Origin of the sequence: Streptococcus sp. 27098_8_99 (assembly GCF_041431935.1) — a bacterium.
GTDB lineage: Bacteria > Bacillota > Bacilli > Lactobacillales > Streptococcaceae > Streptococcus > Streptococcus parasanguinis_D.
On the sequence record NZ_JAPVYQ010000007.1, the window covers coordinates 12,689 to 38,092 of the forward strand.

Sequence of the window (25,404 nt, forward strand, 5' to 3'; positions counted from 1 at the left end):
CCTACTTCGCTCCTTCTTTTCTAAGTACAACCTTCACGGTCTTGAGCAGGATCTGAATATCTTTCCAGATCGTCCAACCATCCATGTATGCAACGTCGAGTTTGACTACCTCGTCAAAATCTGTAATCTTACTGCGTCCGCTCACTTGCCAAAGGCCTGTAATCCCTGGCTTGAAACTGAGTCGGCGTTTTTGGGCTGGCGTATAGTCTTGGTATTCGTCTACCGTTGGAGGACGAGTTCCGACTAGACTCATGTCACCGATCAGAACATTGTAAAATTGTGGCAATTCATCCAGACTGGTCTTACGGATAAAGCGTCCGATTGATGTTACCCGCGGATCGTTTTCCATCTTAAACATCCCACCTGTCATGGTGTTTTGCGCCATCAGATCTTTTTTAATCTCTTCGGCATCCACGCGCATGGAGCGGAATTTATAGAAGTTAAAATACCGTCCGTTCTTTCCGACCCGCTTCTGTACAAAGAAGGCAGGGCCGCCATCTTTACGGATCAGAGGGACTAAGACAATACTTACTAGTCCACAAATCAAGAGACCAAAGAGGGCTCCCGCAATATCCAAGAGACGTTTGGCCAATACGTGGCTCGGTTTGTAGAAATTGGTTGAGAAAGTGACGACACTTAGTCCCCCGACTTCTCGAACCCGTTTATTGCCCAAAGAAGCGAAGTTAAAGGCATTGAGATTGACCGATACATCGATCCCCATACTCTCAAACTCCGAGACGAAGTCACTAATATTGTAGTCCTCACTTGGCAGATTGATAAACACTTCATCCACCACTTCCTTGGTCACAAAGTTCATCATTTGATCCGGCTGCACCACCCGTACACCCGAATGGGTAAAATCCGTATCATCCATGACAGTGACACCGATCAATTCCCCATGATAGAGGCTGGGCGAATGCAGAATATCAAATACCCTTTCCATCCGACTGGTCGCTGTGATCAAGAAAATCTTTCGCGAACTTTTCCGCCGTGGTGAAACAGACTTCCGGTATCTCTTGAGCAAGAGATCCATGATGTAGACGGAAAACGTATTGAAAAGAAAGAAGTAGATCATCCCCCGACGAGAAATGGAAAAGACCCCGTCGAGCATAAAAGAGGTAAAGGTGATCCCAACAGCGAAAAATACATTGTATTTCAAGACCTGAAAGAGCTCATCCAGATAGCCTCTGCTGTAAAAACGATAGGAGACATTGCTAATGTAGAAGGCTACAAAATGCAAGAGATAGAGAATGGCGATCGTCTGCGATGTGTATTCTGCATCCTTAAAAAGACTCACAATGTAAGCTGAAAATAGGACAGCCAAACTTTGAAAGAGAACAATATTTAATTTTTCCAGTTCGATTCTTTCTTCTCCCATTTTCCCTCAATCCTATTCTTTACTTTTTCCCGTACTCTCCGTAAGATCCGTATCCACCATACGAACCATACTCAGCAGCTTTAATGTTAAATTTATTGAGCACTACTCCTAAGAAAGGTGTGCCTGTTTGTTCTAATTGGTCCTTGGCCTTTTGGACAGCCTTGCGTCCATTGGCACCAGATTCTGTGATCAAGACAGTTCCATCACAGCGTTGGGCGATAATGGCTGCATCGATCACGACCCCGATTGGAGGCGTATCGACAATGATGTAGTCAAAATGCTCACGCAGGGCATCCATCATCACAGTGAAGTTCTTGCTTTGCAAGAGACCTGTTGGGTTTGGTGCGACCTGTCCAGACTCGATGATATCCAAGTTTGGAAAATCAGTCGCATACAAAATTTGGTCCAATTGGCTACGACCAGATAAGAAATCTGTTAACCCTTGAATCTTAGTACGACTACGGAAAATCCCTGTCATGACAGAGTTCCGGATATCACAGTCGACCAAGAGGGTCTTGTAACCCGCACGCGCAAAAGCAACGGCCAAGTTGGTTGAAGTGGTTGATTTTCCTTCATTTTCTTGAACAGATGAGACAGCGATGACTTTTAGATCCACTCCACTCAATTGGATATTGGTCGCAAGAGCATTGAAGTACTCTTCCACTTTTCGAATTTCTTGCAATTTGTTTTTTGAAATTTCTAACGTATTCATGCGATCTCCAGTCTATAGTTTCTTAATATCTGGTACAACACCAAGTAAGGTCAGACCCATCAGCTCTTCAACGTCTTCTGGTCTCTTGACACGATCGTCCAAGACTTCTACTACGACCATGAGAACCACCATCAAACCAGCTCCAGCAATAAAGCCAAGAAGGACATTGCGCTTGATATTTGGTGAAGAAGGTGATTGAGGCACTTCGGCTTCATCCAAGGTCGTAACATCTGACACCTTGGTCACAGAAATGATCTTTTCAGCTGCTACATTCCGAAGACCATTAGCAATACGAGCCGCTTCTTTTGGATCTCCGTCCTTAGCCGTGATCGAAAGGATACGAGTATCTGTTGGAACGGACACACTGATCTTTTTCAACAATTCAGCAGGTGTCATATCGAGTTTCAATTCTTCGATAGCTTGGCTCAAGACATTCTGAGAAAGAATGATCTCACGGTAGTCCTTAACCAAGTAAGAACCCGCCTGCAAATCAGAGTTTGTCAAGGCATTGTTGTCTTGGTTTTGACGGCTGACCACATAGATCCGGCTAGTACTTTGGTATTCTTTCTTGGCTAAAAAGGCACTGTAGCCAAATGCTGCAATGGCAAAGACAAGAGCGACCAAAACGATCGAAAACTTGCGTTTCCATAGGGTCTTCAGCATAGCGAAAACATCAATTTCCACTGCTTGATTTTCTTGATTGTTCATTTCCTAATTACTCCTTCATGTGGATCTCTCCACCTGTTTCCTGGTTAGATTAATTCATCCGCTAACAAGAGTTCTTGATTGCTGACAAAGAGAGCTTGTGCTCGTTGTTCTCCGTATTCTTCCTTGATCAAGCGATAGGCTTCTGCCATATAAGGCGGTCGTTTGTCCACATTGTGCATATCACTGGCCACAAAGTGCACCAAGTCTTTTTCTAAGAAGTACCGAGCTCGTTTTTTCAGTTGTTTTTGCTCATCCCCAAAGAGGCGAGGCTTGAGAACACTGGAACTATTGATCTGCATGTAGCAACCCATGTCAATCATCTCTTGCACGCGCTCCTCATTTTTCTCCAAGCACTTATAGCGCTCAATATGGGCCACCACCGGTGTCACACCTAGATGGAGCAAACGGTCCAAGGCCGTATGGATCTCCTTGTAAGGCGTTCCCATACTGAATTCAATCAGCGCAAAGCGCGTCTCTGCCAAACGTGGAATGATCTTTTCTTCCAGTTTTTTCAAGACATCATTAGTAAAGTAGATCTCTGCCCCGTAATGAATCGATAAATCTGGCGCGACCTCTGCCGCAATTTTTTTCACTTCTTGAAAATTTTCAGAAATCTTTTCTTCGGGAGTTTCAAACATCCCCTTGCGACGATGAGAAGTGGAGATAATGGTCCGTACCCCTTGGCGATAGCTTTCTTCCAATAAGGCACGCGTATCTTCTCTTGTCTTTGGTCCATCATCCACATCAAAGACGATGTGCGAATGGATATCAATCATTTTTCTTTTCCTTCCATTACTTTTTGAATGGTTTCCTTAGCCTTGGTCAAGCTGGCTTGATCCAACTCCATGACATAGAGGTTGTAACCAGGCATAGCATAAGACGGCAAGTCATTTCGTCCTTGACCAGTGATCGCTTGAGAAGTCACCTCATAAGAACCACCCGTTTCTAATTGGGTATTGATCAAGTTCATCATGGTCGGCAACTGCATGTTGGTTTGGACAGAATCTTGGAGGTTTCCGATAATCTCATTGTAGTTGCTTAAGACCTTGGTAGAGGTCAACTTTTTGATAATGGCCGCAATGACTTTTTCTTGGTTTTTCCCACGATCATTGTCGCCGCCTTGGAGTGAGTAGCGTTCTCGGACAAAACCGAGGGCTTGCTCTGAATTCAAATGAACCTTTCCAACTGGGAAATGGAACTTGCCATGAAGGCTCGTGAATTCTTGGTCATTTTCCACATCGATTCCCCCTAGAAGGTCAATCAACTTGAGGAAAGAGGTGAAATTGAGACGAACATAATAGTTGAGCTTGATATCATAGAGATTCTCAAGGGTATGGATCGAAGCATCCACTCCGTAGATCCCTGCATGGGTCAACTTATCATTTTGGTTGTTGCCACCATCTGCGATTGGCACATAGGCATCCCGTGGTGTCGTTGTCAATAGGACTTGCTTGGTCTTCCGATTGACAGTCATGATGATATTGACATCTGATCGAGAAACCGAGGTTACTGGGCCATAAGTATCGATCCCGCTGACATAGATGTTAAAGACATCCGCATCGGCAGACACCTTGCTCGTCGCTGCCACTTCTTTTCGGATCTTGTAGGAATAGATTTTCTTCAACTTCTTCGCATAGTCCGCATCTTCTGCAGCGATGGTATCTTCAAAGGTACTGTTGAGGACCATAGCAGAAGAATTCCCTTCTTGCAGGCTCTTATAGGCATCTAGATAAGTTGGTGCATCCACTACAGAAATTTCCTGACCCTTGGTCTTTTTGATGTTGTCCAAGAGGGCCGTGAGATTGGCTTCGTTATTGTTGCCCTTTGGTGCCACCACTTCCTTGATTTCTTTGATATCTTTGATGTCACTGTCTTTCTTGACATAGACAGCCATCTCAAACTCTGTATAGTTAGAGTGGCCGTTGACATTACTGGTCAGATTCAGCAACTGTTGACTAGCAAACAAAACTCCTGAACTAGCCAATAAGCCGACAAGAAGCAGGACCAAAGTTGTCTTTTTGGCCTGATTTTTAATCACAAAACAAGCTGACAAGAGCGAGAGAACAGCTAATAGTGCCATCACGAGAACATTGACATAGCGAAAAGCCAAGATGTTATTGGCCAACATGGTATAGGTCGCCCAACTTGCAGTCATAAGCAAAAAAATAAGCAATACGGAATTAATGATTCGCAATTGCCCCCACTTATATTCTGAACGACGACTCCGTCTCCTTTGTGACATAAATACCTCCAATTAGTCCTAATCATATTTATTGTAACATATTTTTAGCAAAAAATGCATTAATTATCACTTTTTTGTCCATTATGGGCATTTGAAAAGTAAGCGTTTTCTGAAATAAGCAAAATCCCTTGTATACTTATGCAGAGAATCTAAAAAACCGGGCGAAAAACCCGGTTTTTTTGAAGATCCTACAAAAGATCATCTCGTTTGACCTGCTCAAAACTTTCTTTGCCGTCATTGAGCTTGTCCCAGATGACGACTTTTCCTTCTTTGAGGGATTTTTGAACATCAATGATCCGCTGGTTAGAAGAGCCACGGAACTGCAACATGAGGTTGCGCTTGCTCTTATCATAGCGCCCATCGACTAGTATATCAATCAGAGATAAAAGTTCTAGTTTGTCAGGGGTCTCCAACATCATTTCTTCCCAAGTGTAGCCTGTCCATGACCAGATGTCTTTGTCGGGCAATTCTTTTCTCACGCGCTTGGCCAAGGGCAGAAGGATGCCGGTGTTAAGAAAGGGTTCCCCCCCAAGCAGGGTCAGGCCCTGGACATAGGGGTGAGCCAAATCGGCCATGATTTGCTCTTCTAACTCTTTAGTGTAGGGAATGCCTGCATTGAAAGACCAAGTTGCTACATTGTAACAACCCTCACAGTGAAACATGCAACCGGCCACATAAAGGGAGTTGCGCACCCCTTCGCCATCGACAAAGTTAAAAGCCTTATAGTCAATGATGCGCCCTTGGCTGAGCTCCTCACTCTTCCACTCGCCTGGTTTTGGTGTATTCCATGTCATGCTTTCTACTCCACTTCTATTCAATAGCGCTCCGTTCCATTTCGAACATCCTCCAATTCTCCACCATTAGCTAAGATAACAGCTCGACTGGCCGGATTTTCCGTGCTACATGTCACCAGAGCACGATGAATGTTCTTTTCTTTTGCTACTCGCAGACCTTGACGGAGAGCTTCCTTGGCATATCCTTTGCCCCTTTCAGAAGGGCGGATGGAATAACCGATATGACCAGCATAATTCAGCAATCCCTCATTTAGTCTCAGCCGTAGATTCAAAAAACCTAAAGCATGACCTGATTCATCAAACAATACGAACTGAATTGATGGAACGCGATTTTCAGGCAAGTTTATTCCCATTTCTTTATTAAGGTTAGTTTCTAGCCACTCCTCATAATCAAAGTTCTCAGCATCCCAAAAGCCGCCGTCGTGGGCCGACTGGGTCTCTTCAAACTCTGCCATCATGTTTAGAATGGTTTCTTTATCTGCTAATGTTGGTCTGCGTAATTCCATCTTTACCTCCCCCATACGAGAAAAGCGAGAGCGGACTCTCACTTTTTCTTATTTTTCTTTAAAAATTGTTCTCTCAGGCTGGCTACTCGGTCTTTTTTATTGACTCCACCCTTTGAATGCTTTTCGTGGAATCGTTGAACCTGAGCCTTTCCTTTATCATCTAATTGGTATTTTCCCATAATGTCCTTTTCTAATCTGTCACTTGGTATCCAGCTGATTTGATAGTGGATCCATTCATGTGTTTGACCCGCGCAGCGATTTCCTTATGACGGCCATTGACCATCGGACGAGCTTGCGGGTTTCCTAGATAACCACAGGTCCGTTTGACCACATCAACCGTTTTCGGATCGCTATTGCCACAGTTTGGACAAGCAAATCCGCGCTCAGTCGGCGTGAAATCTCCTTCAAAATCACACTTGTAACAACGGTCAATCGGCGTATTGGTTCCGAGATAACCGACCCGGTCATAGGCATAATCCCAAACCGCTTCAAGGGCTTTTGGATTTTGTTGGAGCACAGGGTATTCACAATAGTGGATAAAGCCACCAGACGCCCCAGCTTCAGGATAAACTTTTTCAAAATCTAACTTCTCAAATGGCGTTGGGTTCTTACGAACATCGTAGTGGAAACTATTGGTGTAGTATTCCTTGTCTGTAATATCCGGAACCTTACCAAATTTCTCCGTATCTAGGCGACAGAAGCGGTCTGTCAAGCTTTCTGACGGTGTCGAATAGATGGAGAAGTGGTAATCATACTGGTCAGACCATTCTTCCACGCGCGCTTTCATATCCTTGATGATATCGATCGTGAATTGTTTGGCTTCTGGATTGTGTTCCCAATTTGGACCATAAAAGACGGTTGCAACTTCATAGAGTCCGATATAGCCCAGAGAAACAGTTGCTCTGCGATGACGGAAGAGCTGATCTACCTGGTCATATTTACCCAAGCGTTTCCCGAAAGCCCCATATTGGTAGAGAATCGGCGCATTAGCTGGTGTCGCTTCTTTGGTGCGTTCCACCCGGTAAACCAAGGCATCTTCAGCGATGTTCATCCGTTCATTAAAGATTTGCCAGAACTTCTCCTTGTCTCCACCTGATTCCAAGGCAATCCGAGGTAAATTGACTGTCACAACCCCTAGATTCATCCGGCCAGAATTGACTTCCACACCATTCTCGTCCTTCCAACCTTGAAGGAAAGAGCGACATCCCATTGGCACCTTGAAGGAGCCTGTCAACTCGACAATCTTGTCATAAGACAAAACGTCTGGGTACATACGCTTCGTCGCACATTCCAAGGCCAATTGCTTGATATCATAGTTAGGAGTTCCAGGTTCTAGGTTGAGCCCCCGCTTAAGGGTAAAGATCAGCTTTGGAAAGATAGCGGTCCGATGTTCCGATCCAAGTCCCTTGATTCTGATTTCCAAAATCGCCTTTTGGATTTCCCGCTCGAAGCGATTGGTCCCAAGACCAAAACCAAGCGAAGTAAAGGGAGTTTGTCCGTTCGAGGTAAAGAGCGTATTGATCTCATATTCCAGCGATTGCATGGCATCATAGATATCTTTTTGAGTCTTGCTCCAAGCATAGTCCTCTTGCTTTTCAGGAAGTACCCACTCTTTGGCATCTGCCAAGTGCTTTTGGTAGTTCTTTTCTGCATAAGGGGCCAAGACTTCATCGATCCGGTCAGCCGAGCAACCCCCGTACTGACTAGAAGCTACATTGGCAATAATCTGCGAGATTTGAGCCGTTGCAGTTTGGATGGACTTAGGACTTTCTACTTCTGCATTCCCAATCTTAAAGCCATTTCTGAGCATGCCTTCAAAATCGATCAAACAGCAGTTGGTCATCGGTGTATAAGGGCTATAGTCCAAATCATGGTAGTGGATATCCCCTTTTTGATGGGCATTGGCTACGTGTTTAGGCAACATTTTAAGACCAATAGACTTACCAACGATCCCTGCCGTCAAGTCCCGTTGCGTATTAAAGACATCGCTGTCCTTATTGGCATTTTCATTGACAACCGCTTGGTCCTTGTTGAGGAGTTTTCCAATCGTAAAGTTGATATCCGTCGCTTTTGAGCGCTCAAAATCCCGCTGCGTCCGATAAGTAATGTAACTCTCAGCAATCGCATATTCGTTGGCTTGAAGCAATTCATGTTCGACGACATTTTGGATCTCATAGATCTTCACGCCATTTGGAAAACGTTCCAAGATCTCTGCGATCACACGATCGACAACAGCTTCTAGTTTGGCTTCCATCACTGGAGTGAGAGAAGTCACTTCTTCTGTCGCCTTCAACAAGGCTTTATAAATTTTTTCAACATCGAATTGAACTCGACGGCCATCTCGTTTTTCAACAAAAATATCCGGGGCCATTCTCAGTTTTTCTTCTCTCAAGGTGATCATACCAAACATGCCTCTCTTCATTTATTTACATACAAGTTGTATTATACCACTCCAAAAATAAAAATCAATATCTTGTGGTGAAAATTCTAAAAAACTTTCTAAAACACAAGATATTGATTTTCTTAAGAGCGTTGATAGAGTTTGAAATGACGGTATTTCTTCTCAACCAGACGATAATTTTCTTTGAGCAAGTCTTTCATTTTGGAGGTCAACTCCACCTGATTGTTGACCACAATATACTTGGGTTCAGACCGATCGATTTGTTGGATCACATTAGTCCGGTTTTCATTAATTCCCAGATAAGACGTCGGGGTCAATAAGGCAGAAGCTGCCAAACGATCGCTTTCTTGATAGAGAGTAGCTGTCGCATCCCAAGCATAAATGGTATCTTTCGACTTGGTGTGATTTTTAATGTAGCTGGCAATAGCGCTCCGTTCACTCGATTGACCAGACTGAAGCACAACATCTTGAACCACCGGATTCGCCAACAGATAGACAAGGGCTACTAGCGGTAAGAAAACTTGGCTCGTAAAGTAAGCGGCCCAAACTTCCTTGTTTTTCTTCTTCCGACCACGACGTTCGATCCCATCATTTTCTTCCCCATCTCGTGAGAACCAGATCGCAAACAAAGGAAGAATAAATGGTAACATTGGCAATAATTGGTAAGCGCCTTGTTCAGGAAGACCAATAGACACGATGAGGACTACCAGGCTACCTACCCATCCCATAAAGCGGAAGATCCGGCGAGCACTGCTATTTTGCTTCGTAAAGGACATCAAAAAGGCAGAGACCAGGCCAAAGGCGAGCGCCAACAGTCCATAATAAATAACATTACTGAAGGTCTGTCCATTGCTAAAATTCAAGGCATTAAAGACATAGGTTACTTGGTTAATGGCATAGCCAAAAGTCTGATTCAAAACGGTGATATAGCCAATTGGATAAAAGACGAGTGAAAAACCAAGGAGAGCTGCTAGCAGTTGATAAAAGCCACGCGCCCATCTCTTCTGCTTGATATTAAAGGCTGTTAATCCAAGGAAGGCCAACAAATAAAACAGGGCACTGGTCATCGGATCAATCAAGAAAGCCACAGCTGCAATCGCACCGTAAAGGATAAACCCTTCGTCCTTACGATGCCCAATCAGATAAGCCAAAATAAAATTCATGCTAGCAAATAGGATTGGAAAACTAAAGAAAGTTACATAAGTCCCGCCAAAACCAAGTCCTAGCACCAAGAAATAAAAGAGTAACTGGACATTCTTCGCTGTATCTTTATCAGACACCAGTAGACGCACAACCCGATAGAGATAGGTACCCGCAAAGAAGAGAGCAATCGCTTGGAGAATCATCAAGATCCAATGTCCACCAGCCAAACTTCCCAACCAGTTGATTGCATAATAGAGGAGACCATTGGTTCCGTAAAAATCACCAAACGGTACTTGTCCCTTGGTCATCGCCCAGCCAGCATACAAGTTTTGCGATTGTTGATTGGTTGCAAAACGAGTTAAAAATGGCACCCCGACATGCAGCAAACTAATCAAGAGACTCAACACAAAAGGAATCGCTAGGGGCACTGGACGCTTGGAGTGACGACGGATCGGATCAACTGTCACATCTGCCTCTTGCTCTTCCGTATTCTCTTCTACCTTAGATGCTTCCGCTTTTGTCGTTTCAACTCCCGCCTTACGCGAACGACGACTCATCCGACTGAGCGGTTGCTCCGGTTCCTGTTCTGATTCTTGTGTAGGTTCTGCTACTGCTTCTGGCTTGGCATCACTAATTTCCTCTGATGCCTCCATTGCAACCGGCTCCTCCAAGACTTCTGCCTGCTGGCTATGAGTCGGCTCTTCTTCACGAAAGACTGATTTATCTAGCACTTCGCGAATCTCACGTGTATCCTGAAAACTATCTCCCACGTGAATCCCTAATTTTTTCGAAGTCATTTCTTGCTCTTTTTCGCTCATTCTTTTTCCTTTTTCTAGATCTTTGCTCTTTCCTTTTAGAAAAAAGCCCATTATCTTTTCTAGTATACCAAATTCTGCTGACCCTGTCAGCCTCTTATCACATAGTCATATGTAAAAAGAGTCAGGCATCTCGATTCCTGACTCTGATTTTCGTTTTTATACATTTACAACATCGGTGCGAACAATTGCATAATTTCCTTGATTAAGCTTTGGTGCCAAGTAAAGCGGAAGGTATCTTCTGTAATTTCTTGAGACACTTCAAAGATATGGTCAAAGTCCTCCCGAATCTTTTTCAAGGCAGGCGTCCGATACATCCAGACGGCATTTTCATAGTGATGGACCAAACTGCGGTAGTCAAAGTTAATCGACCCTACAACCGCCATTTCGTCATCTGCCAGGACTTGCTTGCTATGGACAAAACCAGGTGTATACTCATAAATCTTTACTCCTGCATCCATCAGATCCAAGTAAGCCCCACGAGTTACGATTTGGATCAATTTTTTATCTGGAATATGCGGGGTCACGATGCGAACATCCACCCCACGAAGGGCAGCATTGCGGATATCCTCTGTCAAATCATAATCGATGATCAAGTAAGGAGTCGTGATATAGACGTAATCCGTCGCCAGGTTGATCATATTTTGATAGACCGTCTTTCCGACCTGCGACTTGTAAATCGGCTTTGGTCCACTCCCATAGGGAATGTAGAGCCCTTCGCCTTCGACAGCCTTGTTTTCAATATGGTAGCGGTCAAAATCCTCGATTTCCCCACGGTTGATGTACCAGTTCATGAGGAAAAGTCGCGTTAAGGCCTTAACAGCCCGTCCATCTAAACGGATGGCACTGTCCTTCCAGTGACCAAACCGCTCAATGTGGTTGATGTACTCGTCTGCCAAATTGACACCACCTGTATAGCCGATCTGCCCATCAATGACCAGAATCTTGCGGTGGTCTCGGTTGTTATAAGCCACTGTTAGACGGGGGATCACCTTGTTAAACTTATGGGCATCAATCCCCATCTTTCGCAATCGTTTAGTATAGTTCCCGGCCAAGGTCGCCATACAGCCGATATCGTCATAAAGGAGTTTGACTTCAACCCCCTCTTTTACTTTCTGCTCTAAAATCTCCAGAATGCTGTTCCACATCAAGCCTTCATCAATGATGTAAAACTCGATGAAGATAAATTTTTTCGCTGCTCGCAGATCCTCTAGTAGTTGCGCATACATCTCCTCCCCTAGAGGGTAAAAGGTCGATGCCGTCCCATTGTAGAGATCCGCATTGTGGTCCATGGATAAAATCGACTTAACCAAGCCATAGACAGCCTTGCTTTCTTGCTTGAGTTCCTTACGCAGTTGCTGGCTGTTATCCTCCCTAAACTTCATGGACTCCATATTTTTCAGCTGGATCATTTCCTTTTTGGACAAACGCCGCTCGCCAAACATGAGGTATAAAAGCGATCCAAAGACAGGAATGACGGCAATCAAGAGCCAGGTCACCTTATTTTCAGGCGGGGTATTTCGATTAACAATAGCCAAGATTGTCGACACATATAAGAGCCCAATGACCGAAACAGATAGCCAATGCGGGAACCATCTATTAAGCCAGAAGAAGGCCGCAAAGGATGCCCAAAGTTCAAAGCCCATAAACAAAATACTAAATCCATATTTGGACATTAATAGACGTAATTTTCGAAAGGTCACAGCATCCTCCTTTTTTCTTTCTACTAGTATACCAATTCTTTTTACCCGATGCAACGACCAACCAAGCCCCTTCTTGACAAACAAAAAGAGGCTGGGACAAAAGTCCTAGCCTCAAAATTGTTTTTGGATTGTCGAGCAAGACGCAGTGGTTGAGTGGGCCCTACTACGCTGATTTCATCAGCTTTTACAGCCCTACTCAACTGTGCGGAGGTGGGACGACGAAATCGAATTCTAACGAATTACCGATTTCCGTCCCACTCTCTCTTGTCTCGTCCCTTATTGCTTGGTCAGGACAATAATCCCTTGATCATCCTCTGCTTGCTCCAGATCTTCTAGCGACAACTGATTTCCTTCGATCCGATAGCGATAAGGCTCATCTCCGATACGCATGGATTGATTGACCGGATCAATACTGACCTCTTTGGTCTCTTCTTCGCCATCAGCATCTTGCACCGTAAACGTGCCTTTTCGCCCCGTCACCACCAACAGAATTGTATTTTCCTCGTCCTGTCCTCGATAACTGCCATCTATGGACACTCCTTCTTTCTGTTCTTCACTCGCTGAAGTCACAGTCTGTGATGAAGCAGATGTCTGTTTGCTCGAAGTCTGTGTCGCTTTTTCTTGCTGGCTACAAGCAGTCAGGAAAAGGGCTATTGCCAAGGTCAGTATAGACATGATTTTTTTCATTAAGATCGACTCCTTTCGCCATAACCATATACCATCTACCACCAGTATACGCCAAGAAAGTCTTTAGGTCAATTGTTTACCCCTCTAATAAAAATGCCCTTACTTCCGCAATAAAATACAAGGATCCTGTCACAAATAAGACTTCATCTGGACGACTCTGATCCATAAATTCTTTGATATATGCCTTATAGTCCGCTACATAGGGCAAGTCTTGTCGGTCGCCTTGTGCCACCACTTCTCCGTAATGGAAGGTCGTCAAAATCAATTCAGCTTCTGGCAATCCCGCTTGAAGCGTTTGGAGCATCCCGCTATAATCTTTTCGCTTGAGGGCTCCAAATAAAATCTTCACGCGCTTTCCTGCTAAGCTATTGGCAAACTCGATCAAGCGCAACATAGCATGAGGATTATGAGCGCCATCCAGATACACCTGGTCGCCAAACAACTCTAGACGGCCCGGCCACCGCGTCTCTTGCAAGGCGTGCTGGACCTGATCCATATCCACTTCTTGATCTAGGCCCTCCATATAGAGGAAAAAGGCCTCCAAAGCTACTGCAGCATTTTCCCGTTGGTAATCACCCTTCAAACCCAGAGACGGCAAGACAAGTTCCACGTTTTCATTCCAAAAACGATCCTGCTCTAAGCCAAAATCGTTCTGGAAGGCATGGAGATCCACATCCAATTGCTTCGCTTTTTCTTGACAAACAGATATAGCATCATCCGACAAGGGACCCACCACAGCTTTCTTGCCCTTCTTAAAGATTCCTGCCTTTTGCTGGGCGATTTCCGCAATCGTCCCTCCCAGTGTTTCTTGGTGATCCAGGCCAACCGAAGTGATAACTGCGATCTCTCCCGTCACTACGTTGGTCGTATCCAGAAGTCCTCCGATACCAACTTCCAGCAAGACCACATCCACAGCTTGTTCCTTAAAATACAAGAGGGCCATGAGGCAGATAATCTCAAAATAAGAGAGTTGGTCCTGGGTTTGAAGCAAGGTCTGCTCCATTTGTTGTACCTGCTGGCCGATCCGAGTAAAATCTTCATCTGAAATTGGCTGATCCCCGATACAAATCCGGTCATGAATACTGATCATATGAGGAGAAGTAAAGGTTCCAACCTTCTTCCCATGAGCCATCAACAATTGACGCAGAAAGGCGATTGTGGATCCCTTCCCATTGGTTCCTGTCACATGAAGGATCGGATAAGCCTTATCCGGCCTCCCTAAAAGGCTCACTGCCTGCTCCATACGATCCAGGCCCGATCGAAAATTCAGACCGATCCGACTATTCATCCATTGCTCAATCTTATTCACATCTTCCTCCTAAAAGAAAAAAGCGACAAAGCCTCTTCTGACGTTTGCGCTCCTTTCTTTTGTAGTTATTTCTTTCTCATTTTTACAGCAAGTCTATCGGACTTCCTGCTTTTTCTTGTTTTTTGAAGCAGGGCTAAAAACGTCCCCCGGACTTACCAACTCTTTCTAGTTCCTAGGAGTTGGGGTAAAAACATCCACTGGATGTTTTTACTCCTCCATAAAGCTGTTGAAGACTTCTTCGATCATATCCCATTCTGCATCTGAGTCTTCTGGGATTGGTTGAAGGTCGCCTTCTGTTCCGTCTTCGTTTTCTGTAAATGAATAAGCTTGGATTTCAACTTCGCCGTTTTCATCTTCTTCTGCATTTGCAGGGATCAAAAGGACATAGTTCTTTCCAAATTCTTCTTTGCCATCAATGGTCAAAAGAATTTCAAACAAGGTTTCATTTCCTTGTTCATCCACCAATGTGATTAATTCACGTTCTTCATGGTCGTGGTTATGATCATGTGCCATACTATTCTTCCTCGTTTTCTTTCTAAAAATTGCGATCTAAATAATTTTGTAAAATAAGCTGCGCTGCTAACTTATCAATAACTTTTTTGCGTTTGCTACGGCTAATATCTGCTTGCTCAATCAACATCCGCTCTGCAGCAACTGTCGTCAACCGTTCGTCTTGGTAGTCGACTGGCAACCCAAACTTTTCAGCAATCATCGTGCCGTAAGCCTGACTGGCTTCCACACGCGGTCCGCTGGTGTTGTTCATGTTTTTTGGCAAGCCTACAACAAAACGGTCTACCTTGTATTGAGCTACTAATTCGGCTAAGCGCTCCAAACCGAATTCTTTTTTGTCTTCATCGATTTGGATGATTTCAAGACCCTGAGCTGTAAAACCGAGAGGATCACTCACAGCAACCCCGACGGTCTTTGAGCCAACATCCAATCCCATAATTCTCATTAGAGGTCTATTCCTTGCCCTTTCAAATAATAACGTACCAATTCTTCAACGATTTCATCTCGTTCATATTTACGAATTTGGTTCCGTGCATTATTATAACGAGGTACATAGGCAGGATCACCACTGAGTACGTATCCTACGATTTGATTAATTGGATTGTAGCCTTTTTCATCCAGTGACAAGTACACATCTTTCAAGGTCTCGCTAATTTCCTTACGATTTGAATCATCAAGATTAAAACGTACTGTTTCATCTGTAAATCCCACAAGAACACCCTCTTTCCTTAGAATATTACTATTATACCATAATTAAGAGTTTTCCACAACGGCCAAGCCCTTGATTTTACGGCTTTTTCAAGCATTTTTGAGCTATTTTAGCTAAACTGTTTTTTTATTTTTGCTCACTTGCTCCAGCATTGATAAGATTATCCGCAAATTGACTCGGTGTCAGCTTCAACAACTCTGGTAAGTGATTGTTTTTGAAGTAAGTCATGCCTTCGGCCTTCTTCACATCCATCGCTTCAAAGTCATAGGTGATCGTCACCTTGTATTCATTCTCATTTTCCAAGGTCAAATCAGCTGTGAAACCTGGCACTGTCAAGGCTTCCTTAAAGGCATCATCCTTGTTAAAGGATTCTCTCAACTGCTTTTGCGCTTCCTCTACTCCAACCTGTTGGATCCCTTTTTTCAACTCCTCATCGGTTGCCGTCACATTGATGGTCTCCAATTTTTTAAAGGTATTCCCCACATAGGTGACGATTTGCGTCTGTTGTGTCCCCTTGTCATCTTTTGGAAAGACAAAGGTTCTAGTGATGACTTTATTTTCTTCAGCTTTTTGCAGAATACTCTTATTATCCTTTTGCAGCTGCTCTGCTTTTGCTTGGATTGCCTTTTGTTCACTTGAATTTGGCGTTTTCGCTTGTTTTTTTTGACCGCATCCAGTCAAACACAAGGCAAGTGCACCCAATAAGAAGATTTTCCTTTTCATTTTCCATTCCTTACTAGTTATTGTTTTCTAAAATATTGTATCATAGATTTCGTAAAATGGCGCAGTAAACTGCTTTTCATTCCGATTTTTAAAAAGAAAAAATCAGAAACAAATTGTTTCTGATTTTCAATCGCTTTAAAGAGCTGCACGCATCCGCGCTTCTGCATTTTCTACATTTCGAACTGATCGTGGCAAGAAGGCACGAATATCGTCTTCTTTGTAGCCCACTTGGAGACGTTTGTCATCTACCAAGATCGGACTTTTAAGAATACGAGGTGTTTCCATGATGATGTCAATGACTTCATTGACACTCAAGTCTTCGATGTCCACTCCTAGATTTTTAGCGTATCGATTTTTTGAAGAGACAATACTTGCCACTCCATTTTCAGTCTTTGTAAGGATATCCAATAATTCTTCTTTGGTGATCCCTTCCTTACCGAGGTTTTGTTCTTTATAAGTTAGCTGGTGAGCGTTGAGCCAAGTCTTTGCTTTTTTACAGCTGGTGCAACTTGACACTGTATAAATTTTAATCATGCATGCACTCCTTTCGCTACACGATAATACTATCGTATTAAATTATAACACAAAAACCATCAGTCTAGCGACCTATTTTGAAAAAAATTAATCTTCAATTTCAATCACGTCATCTAAATCTAGAGTTACTTCTTCTACGACAGGAGCTGCTTCTTCAGTTTTATCAAGGGCTTTCACTGCTTCGTCTTCTTCGATCAAACCAAAATGAACCCGAACCTTGTGGTCGATTTCGTCAAAAATTTCTGGGTGGTCAGCCAAGAATTTCTTAGCATTTTCAGATCCTTGACCAATTTTTTCGCCATTATAGGAGTACCACGCACCCGCTTTTTGGATGATATCCAAATCTGTTGCAATTTTAACCAATTCACCTGTACGTGAAATTCCTTCCCCGTACATGATTTCGACCATGGCTTCTTTGAACGGTGGAGCTACCTTGTTCTTCACAACCTTGATCTTAGTTTCCTTACCAACGTTGGTATCTTTTTGGTCCCCAGTCCCCTTGATTTGAGTGTTTCCACGAACATCTAAACGGACAGAAGCGTAGAATTTCAGGGCACGACCACCAGGTGTGGTTTCAGGGTTCCCAAACATGACCCCAACTTTTTCACGCAATTGGTTGATAAAGATGGCAATGGTCTTCGTCTTATTGATCGAAGCTCCAAGCTTACGCATCGCTTGGCTCATCATCCGCGCTTGCAAACCAACGTGGCTATCCCCGATATCTCCATCGATTTCCGCACGTGGTACCAAGGCCGCAACAGAGTCGACAACCACCAAATCAACCGCACCAGAGTCGATCAATTTACCAGCAATTTCAAGCCCCTGTTCCCCTGAGTCTGGTTGAGACAAGAGAAGTTCGTCGATATTGACCCCAAGAGCTGCTGCATAAGATGGATCCAAAGCATGCTCGGCATCAATAAAGGCAGCAATGCCTCCCTCTTTCTGTGCTTGCGCTACTGCATGGAGGGCAACGGTTGTTTTACCAGATGATTCTGGACCATAGATTTCGATGATCCGACCTTTTGGATAACCACCAGCACCCAAGGCAATATCAAGCGCCAAGGAACCAGAGCTCATGACTTGTACTTTTTGCTCTGCACGTTCGCCCAGACGCATGATCGATCCCTTACCAAAGTCTTTTTCGATCAACTTCAGGGCATCATTGAGCGCTTTTTCACGCTCATCTCCAAATTTCTTAGAGATATCATCTAATTTTTTCTGTTTTTTCGCCATTCTTTTCTCCTATTTTTTACTATACAGGAAATGTATGCAACTCACTGACGCTTTCCGTCATTTGAAAGGCACATTTCCTATCCATTTTTAGAATTATTCTTCATTTGGCATAAACTTCATTATACCAAATTTTCACCATTTAATACAGCCAAGCGCACCAAATTAAAGGCATGAAGGACTGCAATTTTGCGGACATCCGCCCGGCTACGTCCAGCGATATTGACTTGGACACTATCCACTCCATTTGGAGTCGCAAGTCCGATAAAGACAGTCCCTGCTGGGTGCCCTTCTAGACTATCTGGCCCCGCAACTCCGGTCAGGCTAACACCATAATCGGATCCTGTTAACTTACGGGCCTGTGAAGCCATGGCTTGAGCTGTAAAGTGAGACACCACTCCATGTTGCTCTAACTCTTGAGCTGGAATAGACAACATCTTGCTTTTTTCTTCCAGACTATAGGTGACAAAACCACCAGCGAAGATGCTGGACGCACCTGAAAAATCTGCCAAAGTCGCTTGGAAAAGGCCAGCCGTCAGGCTTTCTGCAGCTGTAATGGTCTTGCCAGTCCCTTTCAAGAGATCAAAGGCCACCTTGGCCATCGAATTATCATCCCCATAACCGTAAAACAGTTCATGCAAGGGTTGATGATCCAGCGTGTGGCGTGATAAGATTTCCTTTTCTAAGACATCGAGCTTATCATTCGCTGAGGCTTGATCCTTTGCCTTTGTAGACAGACGCAAGGTCACTTCTCCCGTCTTGGCATAAGGAGCCACCGTCGGATCACTCTGCTCTTCAATGATATCTGCTAGGATCGTAACCAGCTGGCTTTCCCCAATCCCAAAGAAGCGCAAGACTCTTGAAAAGAGCTGTTCCCCTGTTGTCAAATGAGGCACCAATTGTTCATTGACCATGGGTTTTAACTCACTTGGTGGACCAGGTAGAACGACATAGGTCACACCATCGACTTCAATCAAACCTCCAACCGCGAGACCTGTACGGTTTTGAAGGGGGATTGAACCGGCAATCAATTGTGCTTGTCGCTCATTATTGGGCGTCCGGACATAATCAGGGCGACTGGCAAAGAAGGTGTCGAGTTTGGCAAGCGCTGTTGGATCAAAAACCAGTTCTTTCCCTAAAAACTTAGCAAGGGTTTGCTTGGTCAAATCATCCTCTGTTGGCCCAAGTCCACCACATAAAATCACCAAATCACTGCGTTTTGAAGCTGTCTCAATGGTCGAGAAGAGGCGACCTTCATTGTCTCCTACCGCCACATGATAATAGACATCAATCCCTAAACTAGCCAATTTTTCAGACAAGAATTGAGCATTGGTGTTGACAATTTGTCCTGTTAGAATTTCTGTTCCAACTGCAATAATTTCCGCCTTCATGGTGCCTCCTACTTATACTATTCGTAATTTTCATTTCATTTTAACACAATTTCCTAAATTATTAAAAAAACAGATTGAAGATAAAGTCCATTTTGGACAACTTTCTTCAATCCTTTTCTTTTAGTGTATAAAGTAAAAACTCTTAGAAATACCATTACATCAGCATTCCTAAGAATTTTAACTATGTGGCAATCAACTTCTAAAGGGCTATTTTCTATTGTTGATAGAGCTTATCCATATTCTGAAGCAACCATATCTAGTAGTTGCTTTTTTACTACTTTCTTGATCTAAAAGCCTTCTTCTGGCTCTAATTCTTGTTGTTTCCCCTCATTTTTTGTGATACAATAGCATCAATTTTTTCTAGGAGGATGAGATATGGTTTCTACTATTGGTATTATAAGTTTATCTAGTGGGATTATCGGAGAGGACTTTGTCAAGCACGAAGTGGACTTGGGGGTCCAACGACTCAAAGACCTGGGACTCAATCCTATCTTTTTACCTCATTCACTAAAAGGCTTAGACTTTATCAAAGAACATCCCGAAGCTCACGCGGAGGATTTGATTCAGGCATTTTCTGATGATAGTATCGACATGATCCTATGCGCCATCGGTGGAAACGATACCTATCGCTTGCTACCTTATCTTTTTGAATATGACCAATTACAAAAAGTTATCAAACAAAAGATTTTTCTTGGCTTCTCGGATACGACCATGAACCATCTCATGTTGCATAAACTAGGAATCAAGACTTTTTATGGGCACTCCTTCTTTGCAGACATTTGTGAGTTAGACAAAGAAATGTTGCCATATAGCTGCCACTACTTTAAAGAATTAATTGAGACTGGTAGAATCTCAGAAATCCGCCCTAGTAACGTTTGGTATGAGGAACGGACTGATTATAGTCCCAAGGCTCTGGGAACACCTCGTGTCAGCCATGCAAATACAGGTTTTGACTTGTTACAAGGCAATGCTCAATTTGAGGGAGAAATCCTCGGTGGTTGTCTTGAGTCTCTCTATGATATTTTTGACAACTCTCTACACGCAGATAGCACAGACCTCTGCCAAAAATACAAACTTTTCCCTGACTTGTCAGACTGGGAAGGAAAAATTCTCTTGCTAGAAACAAGCGAAGAAAAGCCTGAACCTGACGACTTCAAAAAGATGTTGCGGACTTTAAAGGACACGGGCATATTCGCGGTCATCAGTGGACTCTTGGTCGGAAAACCTATGGATGAGACTTTCTATGACGACTATAAAGAAGCACTATTGGATATCATTGATAGCAATATCCCGATTGTCTATAATCTGAATGTCGGACACGCAACTCCAAGAGCAATTGTCCCCTTCGGAGTACACGCCCATGTAGATGCAACGGAGCAAGTCATCCACTTTGACTATAACAAATAAAGCTGAGAGGAATTTCTCAGCTTTTTTTCTATATTCTCAGATACTCTAGTTACCTATATTCACTAATCACCGTTTTTCCATTCACAAGCATTCTCATGATCATTGACCAGGCCTACTGCTTGTAGGTAGGACAGGACCGCAACGGGACCTGTAAACTTAAAACCACGCTTTTTGAGGTCCTTGGCTAGCTTCTCAGAAAGAGCTGTCTTCACTGGAGCCTGTCGGTAATCTGGAACATCATTGACGATGGTTTTCCCATCGACAAAAGACCAAAGATAAGCATCAAACGATCCAAATTCTTCCTGGACTTTTAAAAAGGCTTGAGCATTGGCCCGTGTCGCAAAGATCTTGGCACGATTGCGGATGATGGCTGGATTGTCTAACAAAATTTCCAGTTCAGAGTCGGTCATCTCTGCGACGCGTTGAATTTGGTAACCATGAAAAGATTCTCGGAAAGCCTGCCGTTTATTGAGCACCGTTTCCCAAGATAGACCGGCCTGATAGGTCTCCATACAGAGTAACTCAAAAAGTGCCTGATCATCATGCAGAGGCCGACCCCATTCTTCATCATGGTAGGCTACATAGAGAGGGTTATTCATTTTGACCCAACCACAACGTTTTGGCATCTTCTTCTCCTATTTGACCAACATCTTAAGGGCTGACTTGATATAGTTCTCTGCTGTATCGGTCGTTCCTTCAAAGAACTTCTTGATTTTCTTAAGTTCCGTTGCCTTGTAGCCCAATGCTAACATGGCTTCCATAGCTTCTTCAAGGGCTTGGTTTTCTTCTGCAACTTTGGCTTTGGACTGAGCCGGTGCATCTTCTAGATCAAGATTGATCTTACCTTCCAAGTCCAGCACCATCTGTTGGGCTGTTTTCTTGCCGATCTTTGGAAACTTGGTCAAGTAGGTGATGTTCTTGCTTTCGATGGCTTGGACAAGGCCTGCATTGTCATCTGCAGCGATAATAGCCAGAGCTGAGACAGGTCCAATCCCAGAGACTGAGATCAAGTTTAAAAAGAGCTTTTTCTCTTCTTCGGTTGCAAAACCATAAAGAAGGTGGGCGTCTTCCCGGACCACTTGGTGCAGGTAGACTTGCACCTCTTGGTTCATTTTGCCAGAGTAGGCATAGGGATTGGCCACATGCAAGAGATAGCCGATCCCAGCTGTTTCTACCACAATGTATTTAGCGGTGATTTTCGTTAAAATTCCTTTAATGTATTCGTACATAATCTTCCTTTATTGTTTGTTTAATACTTGCCCAATTCCCGTAGACTGGTGTGATTTTCTTGAATACGTCGGAACATCTTTTCCATGTCGGACTTGGTGAAGTTGACCAAGACCGGACGGCCATGAGGGCAGTTATAAGGGTTGTCACATTGGGACAGTTGGTAGATGAGATCGCGTGCAGAGTAATCGTCCAGTGTGTGATTGGCCTTGATGGAGCGTTTGCAGGACATCATGATGGCCAACTCAGCCCGGTATTTCTTGATGGACACTTCCTTGGTCAAAAGGAGCATATCACACATTTCATAGATGCCCGACTCGATCTCTTCTTCCTTCATCCAGATCGGATGCTCCCGTAAGATCAACTGGTTAGCTCCATATTCTTCTAAGTAGACGCCCACTTCTTCTAAGAGGTGCTTGCGCTGTTGCAGGCGGATCAGATCGTCTGTAGGGAACTCAAAGATATAAGGCACTAGCAGTTGTTGCTGACTGCCGTCTACGTTCCCGATGCTCTCCCGGTATTCTTCGTATTTGACCCGCTCTTGGGCCGCGTGCTGGTCAATGATATAAAGGCCTCCATTGCCTTGGGCAAAGAGATAGGTTCCATGCATCTGACCAAAATATTCCAACTCTGGGAAGGTCGAATGTTCTTCCCCATTCAACTTATCATAGGCCTTGTCTAGACTGGCCAGATCCAACTCTGGGTGGTCCAGTTCATCATAAACCGCAGTCTTTCTTTCTGCAAACTTGATCGCGCTTGTTGGTTTTTCTGCTGGGTTTTCTTGACTTGTAGAATCAGCAGTTACCTCATCTGTCAGAGGCCGTTGAGGATCTGCCACTTCTGGTCGAAGTTTGAAATCTTGACTCTCTCGGTCATAATAGAGACGGTTTTCCTTTAAAGGCAGGGTCGTCTGTACCGGTTTTTCTGTTCGACGAATGGTCGACTTGGCTAGATTTTCTAGAGCATCCGGAATCAGATCCTGCTCTTTCAAAGCATTCGCAATAGCCTGGGAGATCAAGGCCATCAGTTCCCGTTCTTTGGAGATACGAACCTCTTGCTTGGTCGGGTGAACATTGACATCCGCTAAGTAAGGATCGATCTGGATATTAATGATCGCGAGCGGGAAGCGGCCCACCATGAGTTTACTACCGTAGCCATCTAAAATAGCCCGATTGAGCAAGAAATTCTTGATGTAACGGCCGTTGATAAAGAGGCTGATGTAATTGCGATTGGCACGAGTCAATTCAGGCAAAGACACAAAGCCCGTCACTTCAAAATCTAGATCGCGATTTTCAATGGCCACCATCTTCTTGGCAGACGCCAGGCCATAGACACCCGCAATCGCTTGCCGGAGATTACCCGTCCCCGCTGTTTTGGTCATTTCTTTTCTATCATTGATCAAGGTAAAGGCAATCTCAGGATGGGCCAAGCTCAAGCGGTTGAGAATATCCACGATATGGGATAGCTCTGCCTGCTGGCTCTTTAAATACTTGAGACGAGCAGGTGTATTAAAAAAGAGATCTTCCACTGTGATCTTGGTCCCAACAGGGCTTGTCGCTGGCTCCAACTCCTCAATTTCGCCACCCTTTGCGACCAATTTGGTCCCGTGGGCAGCTCCTTCTTGCGCCGTTAGAAGGGTTAGAATACTAACAGAAGCAATGGAAGGCATGGCCTCACCACGAAAACCAAGCGTTCGAATACGAAAAAGATCCGCTTGACTCTTGATCTTACTGGTCGCATGTCGACGGAGGGCCAAAGCGACCTCATCGTGCGCAATTCCTTCCCCATTGTCTGTAATCCGAATCGACTTCAATCCTGCTTCTTCGATTTCAACAACGATCTGGCTAGCCCCAGCATCGATCGAGTTTTCAACCAATTCCTTGACCACACTAGCAGGTCGTTCAATCACTTCACCTGCCGCAATCTGATTGGCTAGGACTTCTGGCAATTCAATAATCTGTGACATGTCTGCTCCTTTACCTATTTTTTCACCGATACATGTAGCTCTATTATACCACAGATCCACAAGACTCCCTTTCTTAAAAAATGGAGGCCGGCCCCATCTTCTTCTTTAAAAACCGCATAGGCAAAGAAAACGACCACATGAACAAATCCCCTTGTCTTCCCTTTGGAAAAAGTGTTTAATAGTAGTGTAAAGAAGGAGCCGGGCTAGCAGGCCAACCGACTTTACCCAAAGGAGGGAGTACGATCTTATGAAAGTTGAAGTACAAATTGATTCCCACTTCCAAGAAGAAGCGGTGATGATCACAGCACCTGCACTGTCTGCGCGTGTAGAGAAAATCCGTGACTTTGTGGAAGAATTGGATCAAAAAGGGCGCTTACGTGCCAAAAAGGATGGGGAGGCTTACCTGATCGAAAGCCATCTATTCCAACGTTTTTACATTGAAAATCGGCAAGTAATTGGTGAGACTATGACAGATCAATTTATTCTGACTGGACCACTCTATCAGCTATCTGAAGACTTGCCGACCTGCTTTCTCAAAATTTCCCAATCTGAAATTATCAACACAAAAGAAATCGATCACCTACACTTTACCAGTGGAGGATCCGTTCAAATCTATCTTAAAAACGGGAGTCTGACCTACTCCTCCCGTCGTTACTTGAAAGCCATTAAGGAGAAATTATCATGCTAAAACAATCTTTTTCTGACGCCCTGAAAGGGATTCTCATCGGGCTCATCCTATCCATCTTCTTTTCCTATCTCTTCTCACCTGAGTTGTACCTTCCCTTAAGTCCCAACTCTGCAGTCGGCCGCTGGATGTTCTTGCATCATGTTCACGGCTCACTGGTCATGCTCTATTGTGCCCTCGTTTGGGGTGCGATTGGGGTCCTCTTTAGCTTCGGAAGTCTCCTCTTTCAAAAAGACTGGAGCCTCTTACGGGCTACTCTGAGCCATTACCTACTCATGTTACTTGGGTTTATTCCCCTAGCTACCTTGGCCGGCTGGTTTCCAGCACGACTCGGATTTTACCTCTCACTCATTGTCGAATTCACCCTCGTTTACGTGATCATCTGGTTGGTCTCTCATCATTTTTATAAAAAACAAGTTCAAGAAATCAATCAAAGCATTGCTAACCACTAATAAAAGAAAAAAGACTGGGCAAAAACTGTCCAGTCTTCGATGTTTAATAGGCATACCTGTATGACGCAGTGGTTGATTGGTATCTTTGTTCGCTTATTAAGCTCCAAAGATGACCTATGTGGACGGAAACAATGTTTCCTTTATCTGCAACCTCCAACAGTCTCCCAGATTG

At 44.1% G+C, this 25,404-nt stretch carries 26 protein-coding genes; 3 read left to right on the forward strand and 23 right to left on the reverse strand.

Going from position 1 to position 25,404, the window contains the following annotated elements:
* Position 1: 1 nt before the first annotated feature.
* The 20 genes from O3605_RS05365 to O3605_RS05460 all read right to left on the reverse strand — a co-directional run bounded on the left by O3605_RS05365 (position 2) and on the right by O3605_RS05460 (position 19,495).
* Positions 2-1,378, reverse strand: a complete 1,377-nt coding sequence (locus tag O3605_RS05365; protein ID WP_371585448.1) for a sugar transferase — start codon at positions 1,376-1,378, stop codon at positions 2-4.
* Between the two features lie 19 nt (positions 1,379-1,397).
* Positions 1,398-2,090 carry a tyrosine-protein kinase gene (locus O3605_RS05370; RefSeq protein ID WP_049496427.1) on the reverse strand — a complete coding sequence of 231 codons (693 nt, stop codon included), beginning with the start codon at positions 2,088-2,090 and terminating at the stop codon, positions 1,398-1,400.
* Positions 2,091-2,102: 12 nt separating this feature from the next.
* Complete coding sequence (locus O3605_RS05375) at positions 2,103-2,798, reverse strand: Wzz/FepE/Etk N-terminal domain-containing protein (protein ID WP_049496430.1); 696 nt, start codon at positions 2,796-2,798, stop codon at positions 2,103-2,105.
* 44 nt (positions 2,799-2,842) lie between these two features.
* Positions 2,843-3,574 (reverse strand): capsular polysaccharide biosynthesis protein Cps4B, encoded by a 732-nt coding sequence (gene cps4B / locus O3605_RS05380; RefSeq protein ID WP_061455839.1) that lies wholly within the window; start codon positions 3,572-3,574, stop codon positions 2,843-2,845.
* Positions 3,571-5,040: an LCP family glycopolymer transferase CpsA gene (cpsA, locus tag O3605_RS05385; RefSeq protein WP_061455840.1), complete on the reverse strand. Its 1,470-nt coding sequence runs from the start codon at positions 5,038-5,040 to the stop codon at positions 3,571-3,573. The genes cps4B and cpsA overlap by 4 nt, the downstream gene beginning before the upstream one ends.
* 188 nt (positions 5,041-5,228) lie before the next feature.
* Positions 5,229-5,834 carry an anaerobic ribonucleoside-triphosphate reductase activating protein gene (gene nrdG, locus O3605_RS05390; RefSeq protein WP_061455841.1) on the reverse strand — a complete coding sequence of 202 codons (606 nt, stop codon included), beginning with the start codon at positions 5,832-5,834 and terminating at the stop codon, positions 5,229-5,231.
* 20 nt (positions 5,835-5,854) lie between these two features.
* A complete protein-coding gene (locus tag O3605_RS05395) occupies positions 5,855-6,340 on the reverse strand; it encodes a GNAT family N-acetyltransferase (RefSeq protein ID WP_371585450.1) in 486 nt (161 codons plus the stop codon).
* Positions 6,341-6,378: 38 nt separating this feature from the next.
* Positions 6,379-6,519, reverse strand: a complete 141-nt coding sequence (locus O3605_RS05400) for a hypothetical protein (RefSeq protein ID WP_371585452.1) — start codon at positions 6,517-6,519, stop codon at positions 6,379-6,381.
* A gap of 11 nt (positions 6,520-6,530) precedes the next feature.
* Entirely contained in the window at positions 6,531-8,741 is a 2,211-nt protein-coding gene (gene nrdD, locus O3605_RS05405) for an anaerobic ribonucleoside-triphosphate reductase (RefSeq protein ID WP_371585517.1), read from the reverse strand.
* A 122-nt stretch (positions 8,742-8,863) separates the two neighbouring features.
* Complete coding sequence (locus O3605_RS05410; protein ID WP_371585454.1) at positions 8,864-10,702, reverse strand: glycosyltransferase family protein; 1,839 nt, start codon at positions 10,700-10,702, stop codon at positions 8,864-8,866.
* A gap of 164 nt (positions 10,703-10,866) precedes the next feature.
* A complete protein-coding gene (gene cls / locus O3605_RS05415; protein WP_061455844.1) occupies positions 10,867-12,402 on the reverse strand; it encodes a cardiolipin synthase in 1,536 nt (511 codons plus the stop codon).
* A 276-nt stretch (positions 12,403-12,678) separates the two neighbouring features.
* Complete coding sequence (locus O3605_RS05420; protein ID WP_371585456.1) at positions 12,679-13,089, reverse strand: SP_0198 family lipoprotein; 411 nt, start codon at positions 13,087-13,089, stop codon at positions 12,679-12,681.
* A 76-nt stretch (positions 13,090-13,165) separates the two neighbouring features.
* Positions 13,166-14,398 carry a bifunctional folylpolyglutamate synthase/dihydrofolate synthase gene (locus O3605_RS05425; protein WP_371585457.1) on the reverse strand — a complete coding sequence of 411 codons (1,233 nt, stop codon included), beginning with the start codon at positions 14,396-14,398 and terminating at the stop codon, positions 13,166-13,168.
* A gap of 207 nt (positions 14,399-14,605) precedes the next feature.
* Positions 14,606-14,911: a DUF1292 domain-containing protein gene (locus O3605_RS05430; protein WP_003001941.1), complete on the reverse strand. Its 306-nt coding sequence runs from the start codon at positions 14,909-14,911 to the stop codon at positions 14,606-14,608.
* A 22-nt stretch (positions 14,912-14,933) separates the two neighbouring features.
* Positions 14,934-15,353, reverse strand: coding sequence for a Holliday junction resolvase RuvX (ruvX, locus tag O3605_RS05435; RefSeq protein ID WP_003014525.1), 420 nt, complete (start codon positions 15,351-15,353; stop codon positions 14,934-14,936).
* Positions 15,353-15,619, reverse strand: coding sequence for an IreB family regulatory phosphoprotein (locus tag O3605_RS05440; RefSeq protein ID WP_003002070.1), 267 nt, complete (start codon positions 15,617-15,619; stop codon positions 15,353-15,355). The genes ruvX and O3605_RS05440 overlap by 1 nt, the downstream gene beginning before the upstream one ends.
* A gap of 124 nt (positions 15,620-15,743) precedes the next feature.
* Positions 15,744-16,340 (reverse strand): SP0191 family lipoprotein, encoded by a 597-nt coding sequence (locus O3605_RS05445; protein WP_031576799.1) that lies wholly within the window; start codon positions 16,338-16,340, stop codon positions 15,744-15,746.
* Between the two features lie 135 nt (positions 16,341-16,475).
* Complete coding sequence (gene spx / locus O3605_RS05450) at positions 16,476-16,874, reverse strand: transcriptional regulator Spx (RefSeq protein WP_003009108.1); 399 nt, start codon at positions 16,872-16,874, stop codon at positions 16,476-16,478.
* Positions 16,875-16,961: 87 nt separating this feature from the next.
* On the reverse strand, positions 16,962-18,107 hold the full coding sequence (gene recA, locus O3605_RS05455; RefSeq protein ID WP_371585460.1) for a recombinase RecA: 1,146 nt from the start codon (positions 18,105-18,107) through the stop codon (positions 16,962-16,964).
* Positions 18,108-18,226: 119 nt separating this feature from the next.
* Complete coding sequence (locus O3605_RS05460; protein WP_371585462.1) at positions 18,227-19,495, reverse strand: competence/damage-inducible protein A; 1,269 nt, start codon at positions 19,493-19,495, stop codon at positions 18,227-18,229.
* 375 nt (positions 19,496-19,870) lie between these two features.
* Here O3605_RS05460 and O3605_RS05465 point away from each other — a divergent pair, with 375 nt between their 5' ends.
* Positions 19,871-20,902, forward strand: coding sequence for a S66 family peptidase (locus O3605_RS05465; protein WP_371585463.1), 1,032 nt, complete (start codon positions 19,871-19,873; stop codon positions 20,900-20,902).
* Positions 20,903-20,964: 62 nt separating this feature from the next.
* Here O3605_RS05465 and O3605_RS05470 read toward each other — a convergent pair whose 3' ends face one another.
* From O3605_RS05470 to mutL, 3 genes are read right to left on the reverse strand one after another with little or no spacing between them, the layout of a single operon-like run.
* Positions 20,965-21,528, reverse strand: a complete 564-nt coding sequence (locus tag O3605_RS05470; RefSeq protein ID WP_049496478.1) for a DNA-3-methyladenine glycosylase I — start codon at positions 21,526-21,528, stop codon at positions 20,965-20,967.
* A 9-nt stretch (positions 21,529-21,537) separates the two neighbouring features.
* Positions 21,538-22,131 carry a Holliday junction branch migration protein RuvA gene (ruvA, locus tag O3605_RS05475; RefSeq protein ID WP_049496482.1) on the reverse strand — a complete coding sequence of 198 codons (594 nt, stop codon included), beginning with the start codon at positions 22,129-22,131 and terminating at the stop codon, positions 21,538-21,540.
* A 20-nt stretch (positions 22,132-22,151) separates the two neighbouring features.
* Entirely contained in the window at positions 22,152-24,095 is a 1,944-nt protein-coding gene (gene mutL / locus O3605_RS05480; RefSeq protein WP_049496485.1) for a DNA mismatch repair endonuclease MutL, read from the reverse strand.
* 247 nt (positions 24,096-24,342) lie between these two features.
* Between mutL and O3605_RS05485 the strand changes: the two genes are divergently transcribed.
* Together O3605_RS05485 and O3605_RS05490 are read left to right on the forward strand one after the other, a co-directional pair.
* Entirely contained in the window at positions 24,343-24,783 is a 441-nt protein-coding gene (locus O3605_RS05485) for a LytTR family DNA-binding domain-containing protein (protein ID WP_049496490.1), read from the forward strand.
* Positions 24,777-25,232: a DUF3021 domain-containing protein gene (locus O3605_RS05490; RefSeq protein ID WP_049496494.1), complete on the forward strand. Its 456-nt coding sequence runs from the start codon at positions 24,777-24,779 to the stop codon at positions 25,230-25,232. The genes O3605_RS05485 and O3605_RS05490 overlap by 7 nt, the downstream gene beginning before the upstream one ends.
* Positions 25,233-25,404: the final 172 nt, after the last annotated feature.

Coding starts and splice junctions, on each gene's coding strand:
- ruvX (WP_003014525.1), bottom strand. CDS start 15,353: ATGAGAATTATGGGATTGGATGTTGGCTCAAAGACCGTCGGGGTTGCT.
- mutL (WP_049496485.1), bottom strand. CDS start 24,095: ATGTCACAGATTATTGAATTGCCAGAAGTCCTAGCCAATCAGATTGCG.
- cpsA (WP_061455840.1), bottom strand. CDS start 5,040: ATGTCACAAAGGAGACGGAGTCGTCGTTCAGAATATAAGTGGGGGCAA.
- O3605_RS05395 (WP_371585450.1), bottom strand. CDS start 6,340: ATGGAATTACGCAGACCAACATTAGCAGATAAAGAAACCATTCTAAAC.
- ruvA (WP_049496482.1), bottom strand. CDS start 22,131: ATGTACGAATACATTAAAGGAATTTTAACGAAAATCACCGCTAAATAC.
- spx (WP_003009108.1), bottom strand. CDS start 16,874: ATGATTAAAATTTATACAGTGTCAAGTTGCACCAGCTGTAAAAAAGCA.
- nrdG (WP_061455841.1), bottom strand. CDS start 5,834: ATGACATGGAATACACCAAAACCAGGCGAGTGGAAGAGTGAGGAGCTC.
- O3605_RS05430 (WP_003001941.1), bottom strand. CDS start 14,911: ATGGCACATGATCATAACCACGACCATGAAGAACGTGAATTAATCACA.
- O3605_RS05400 (WP_371585452.1), bottom strand. CDS start 6,519: ATGGGAAAATACCAATTAGATGATAAAGGAAAGGCTCAGGTTCAACGA.
- O3605_RS05370 (WP_049496427.1), bottom strand. CDS start 2,090: ATGAATACGTTAGAAATTTCAAAAAACAAATTGCAAGAAATTCGAAAA.
- O3605_RS05490 (WP_049496494.1), top strand. CDS start 24,777: ATGCTAAAACAATCTTTTTCTGACGCCCTGAAAGGGATTCTCATCGGG.
- nrdD (WP_371585517.1), bottom strand. CDS start 8,741: ATGATCACCTTGAGAGAAGAAAAACTGAGAATGGCCCCGGATATTTTT.
- O3605_RS05485 (WP_049496490.1), top strand. CDS start 24,343: ATGAAAGTTGAAGTACAAATTGATTCCCACTTCCAAGAAGAAGCGGTG.
- O3605_RS05410 (WP_371585454.1), bottom strand. CDS start 10,702: ATGAGCGAAAAAGAGCAAGAAATGACTTCGAAAAAATTAGGGATTCAC.
- cps4B (WP_061455839.1), bottom strand. CDS start 3,574: ATGATTGATATCCATTCGCACATCGTCTTTGATGTGGATGATGGACCA.
- O3605_RS05420 (WP_371585456.1), bottom strand. CDS start 13,089: ATGAAAAAAATCATGTCTATACTGACCTTGGCAATAGCCCTTTTCCTG.
- O3605_RS05365 (WP_371585448.1), bottom strand. CDS start 1,378: ATGGGAGAAGAAAGAATCGAACTGGAAAAATTAAATATTGTTCTCTTT.
- O3605_RS05375 (WP_049496430.1), bottom strand. CDS start 2,798: ATGAACAATCAAGAAAATCAAGCAGTGGAAATTGATGTTTTCGCTATG.
- recA (WP_371585460.1), bottom strand. CDS start 18,107: ATGGCGAAAAAACAGAAAAAATTAGATGATATCTCTAAGAAATTTGGA.
- O3605_RS05445 (WP_031576799.1), bottom strand. CDS start 16,340: ATGAAAAGGAAAATCTTCTTATTGGGTGCACTTGCCTTGTGTTTGACT.
- O3605_RS05465 (WP_371585463.1), top strand. CDS start 19,871: ATGGTTTCTACTATTGGTATTATAAGTTTATCTAGTGGGATTATCGGA.
- O3605_RS05460 (WP_371585462.1), bottom strand. CDS start 19,495: ATGAAGGCGGAAATTATTGCAGTTGGAACAGAAATTCTAACAGGACAA.
- O3605_RS05470 (WP_049496478.1), bottom strand. CDS start 21,528: ATGCCAAAACGTTGTGGTTGGGTCAAAATGAATAACCCTCTCTATGTA.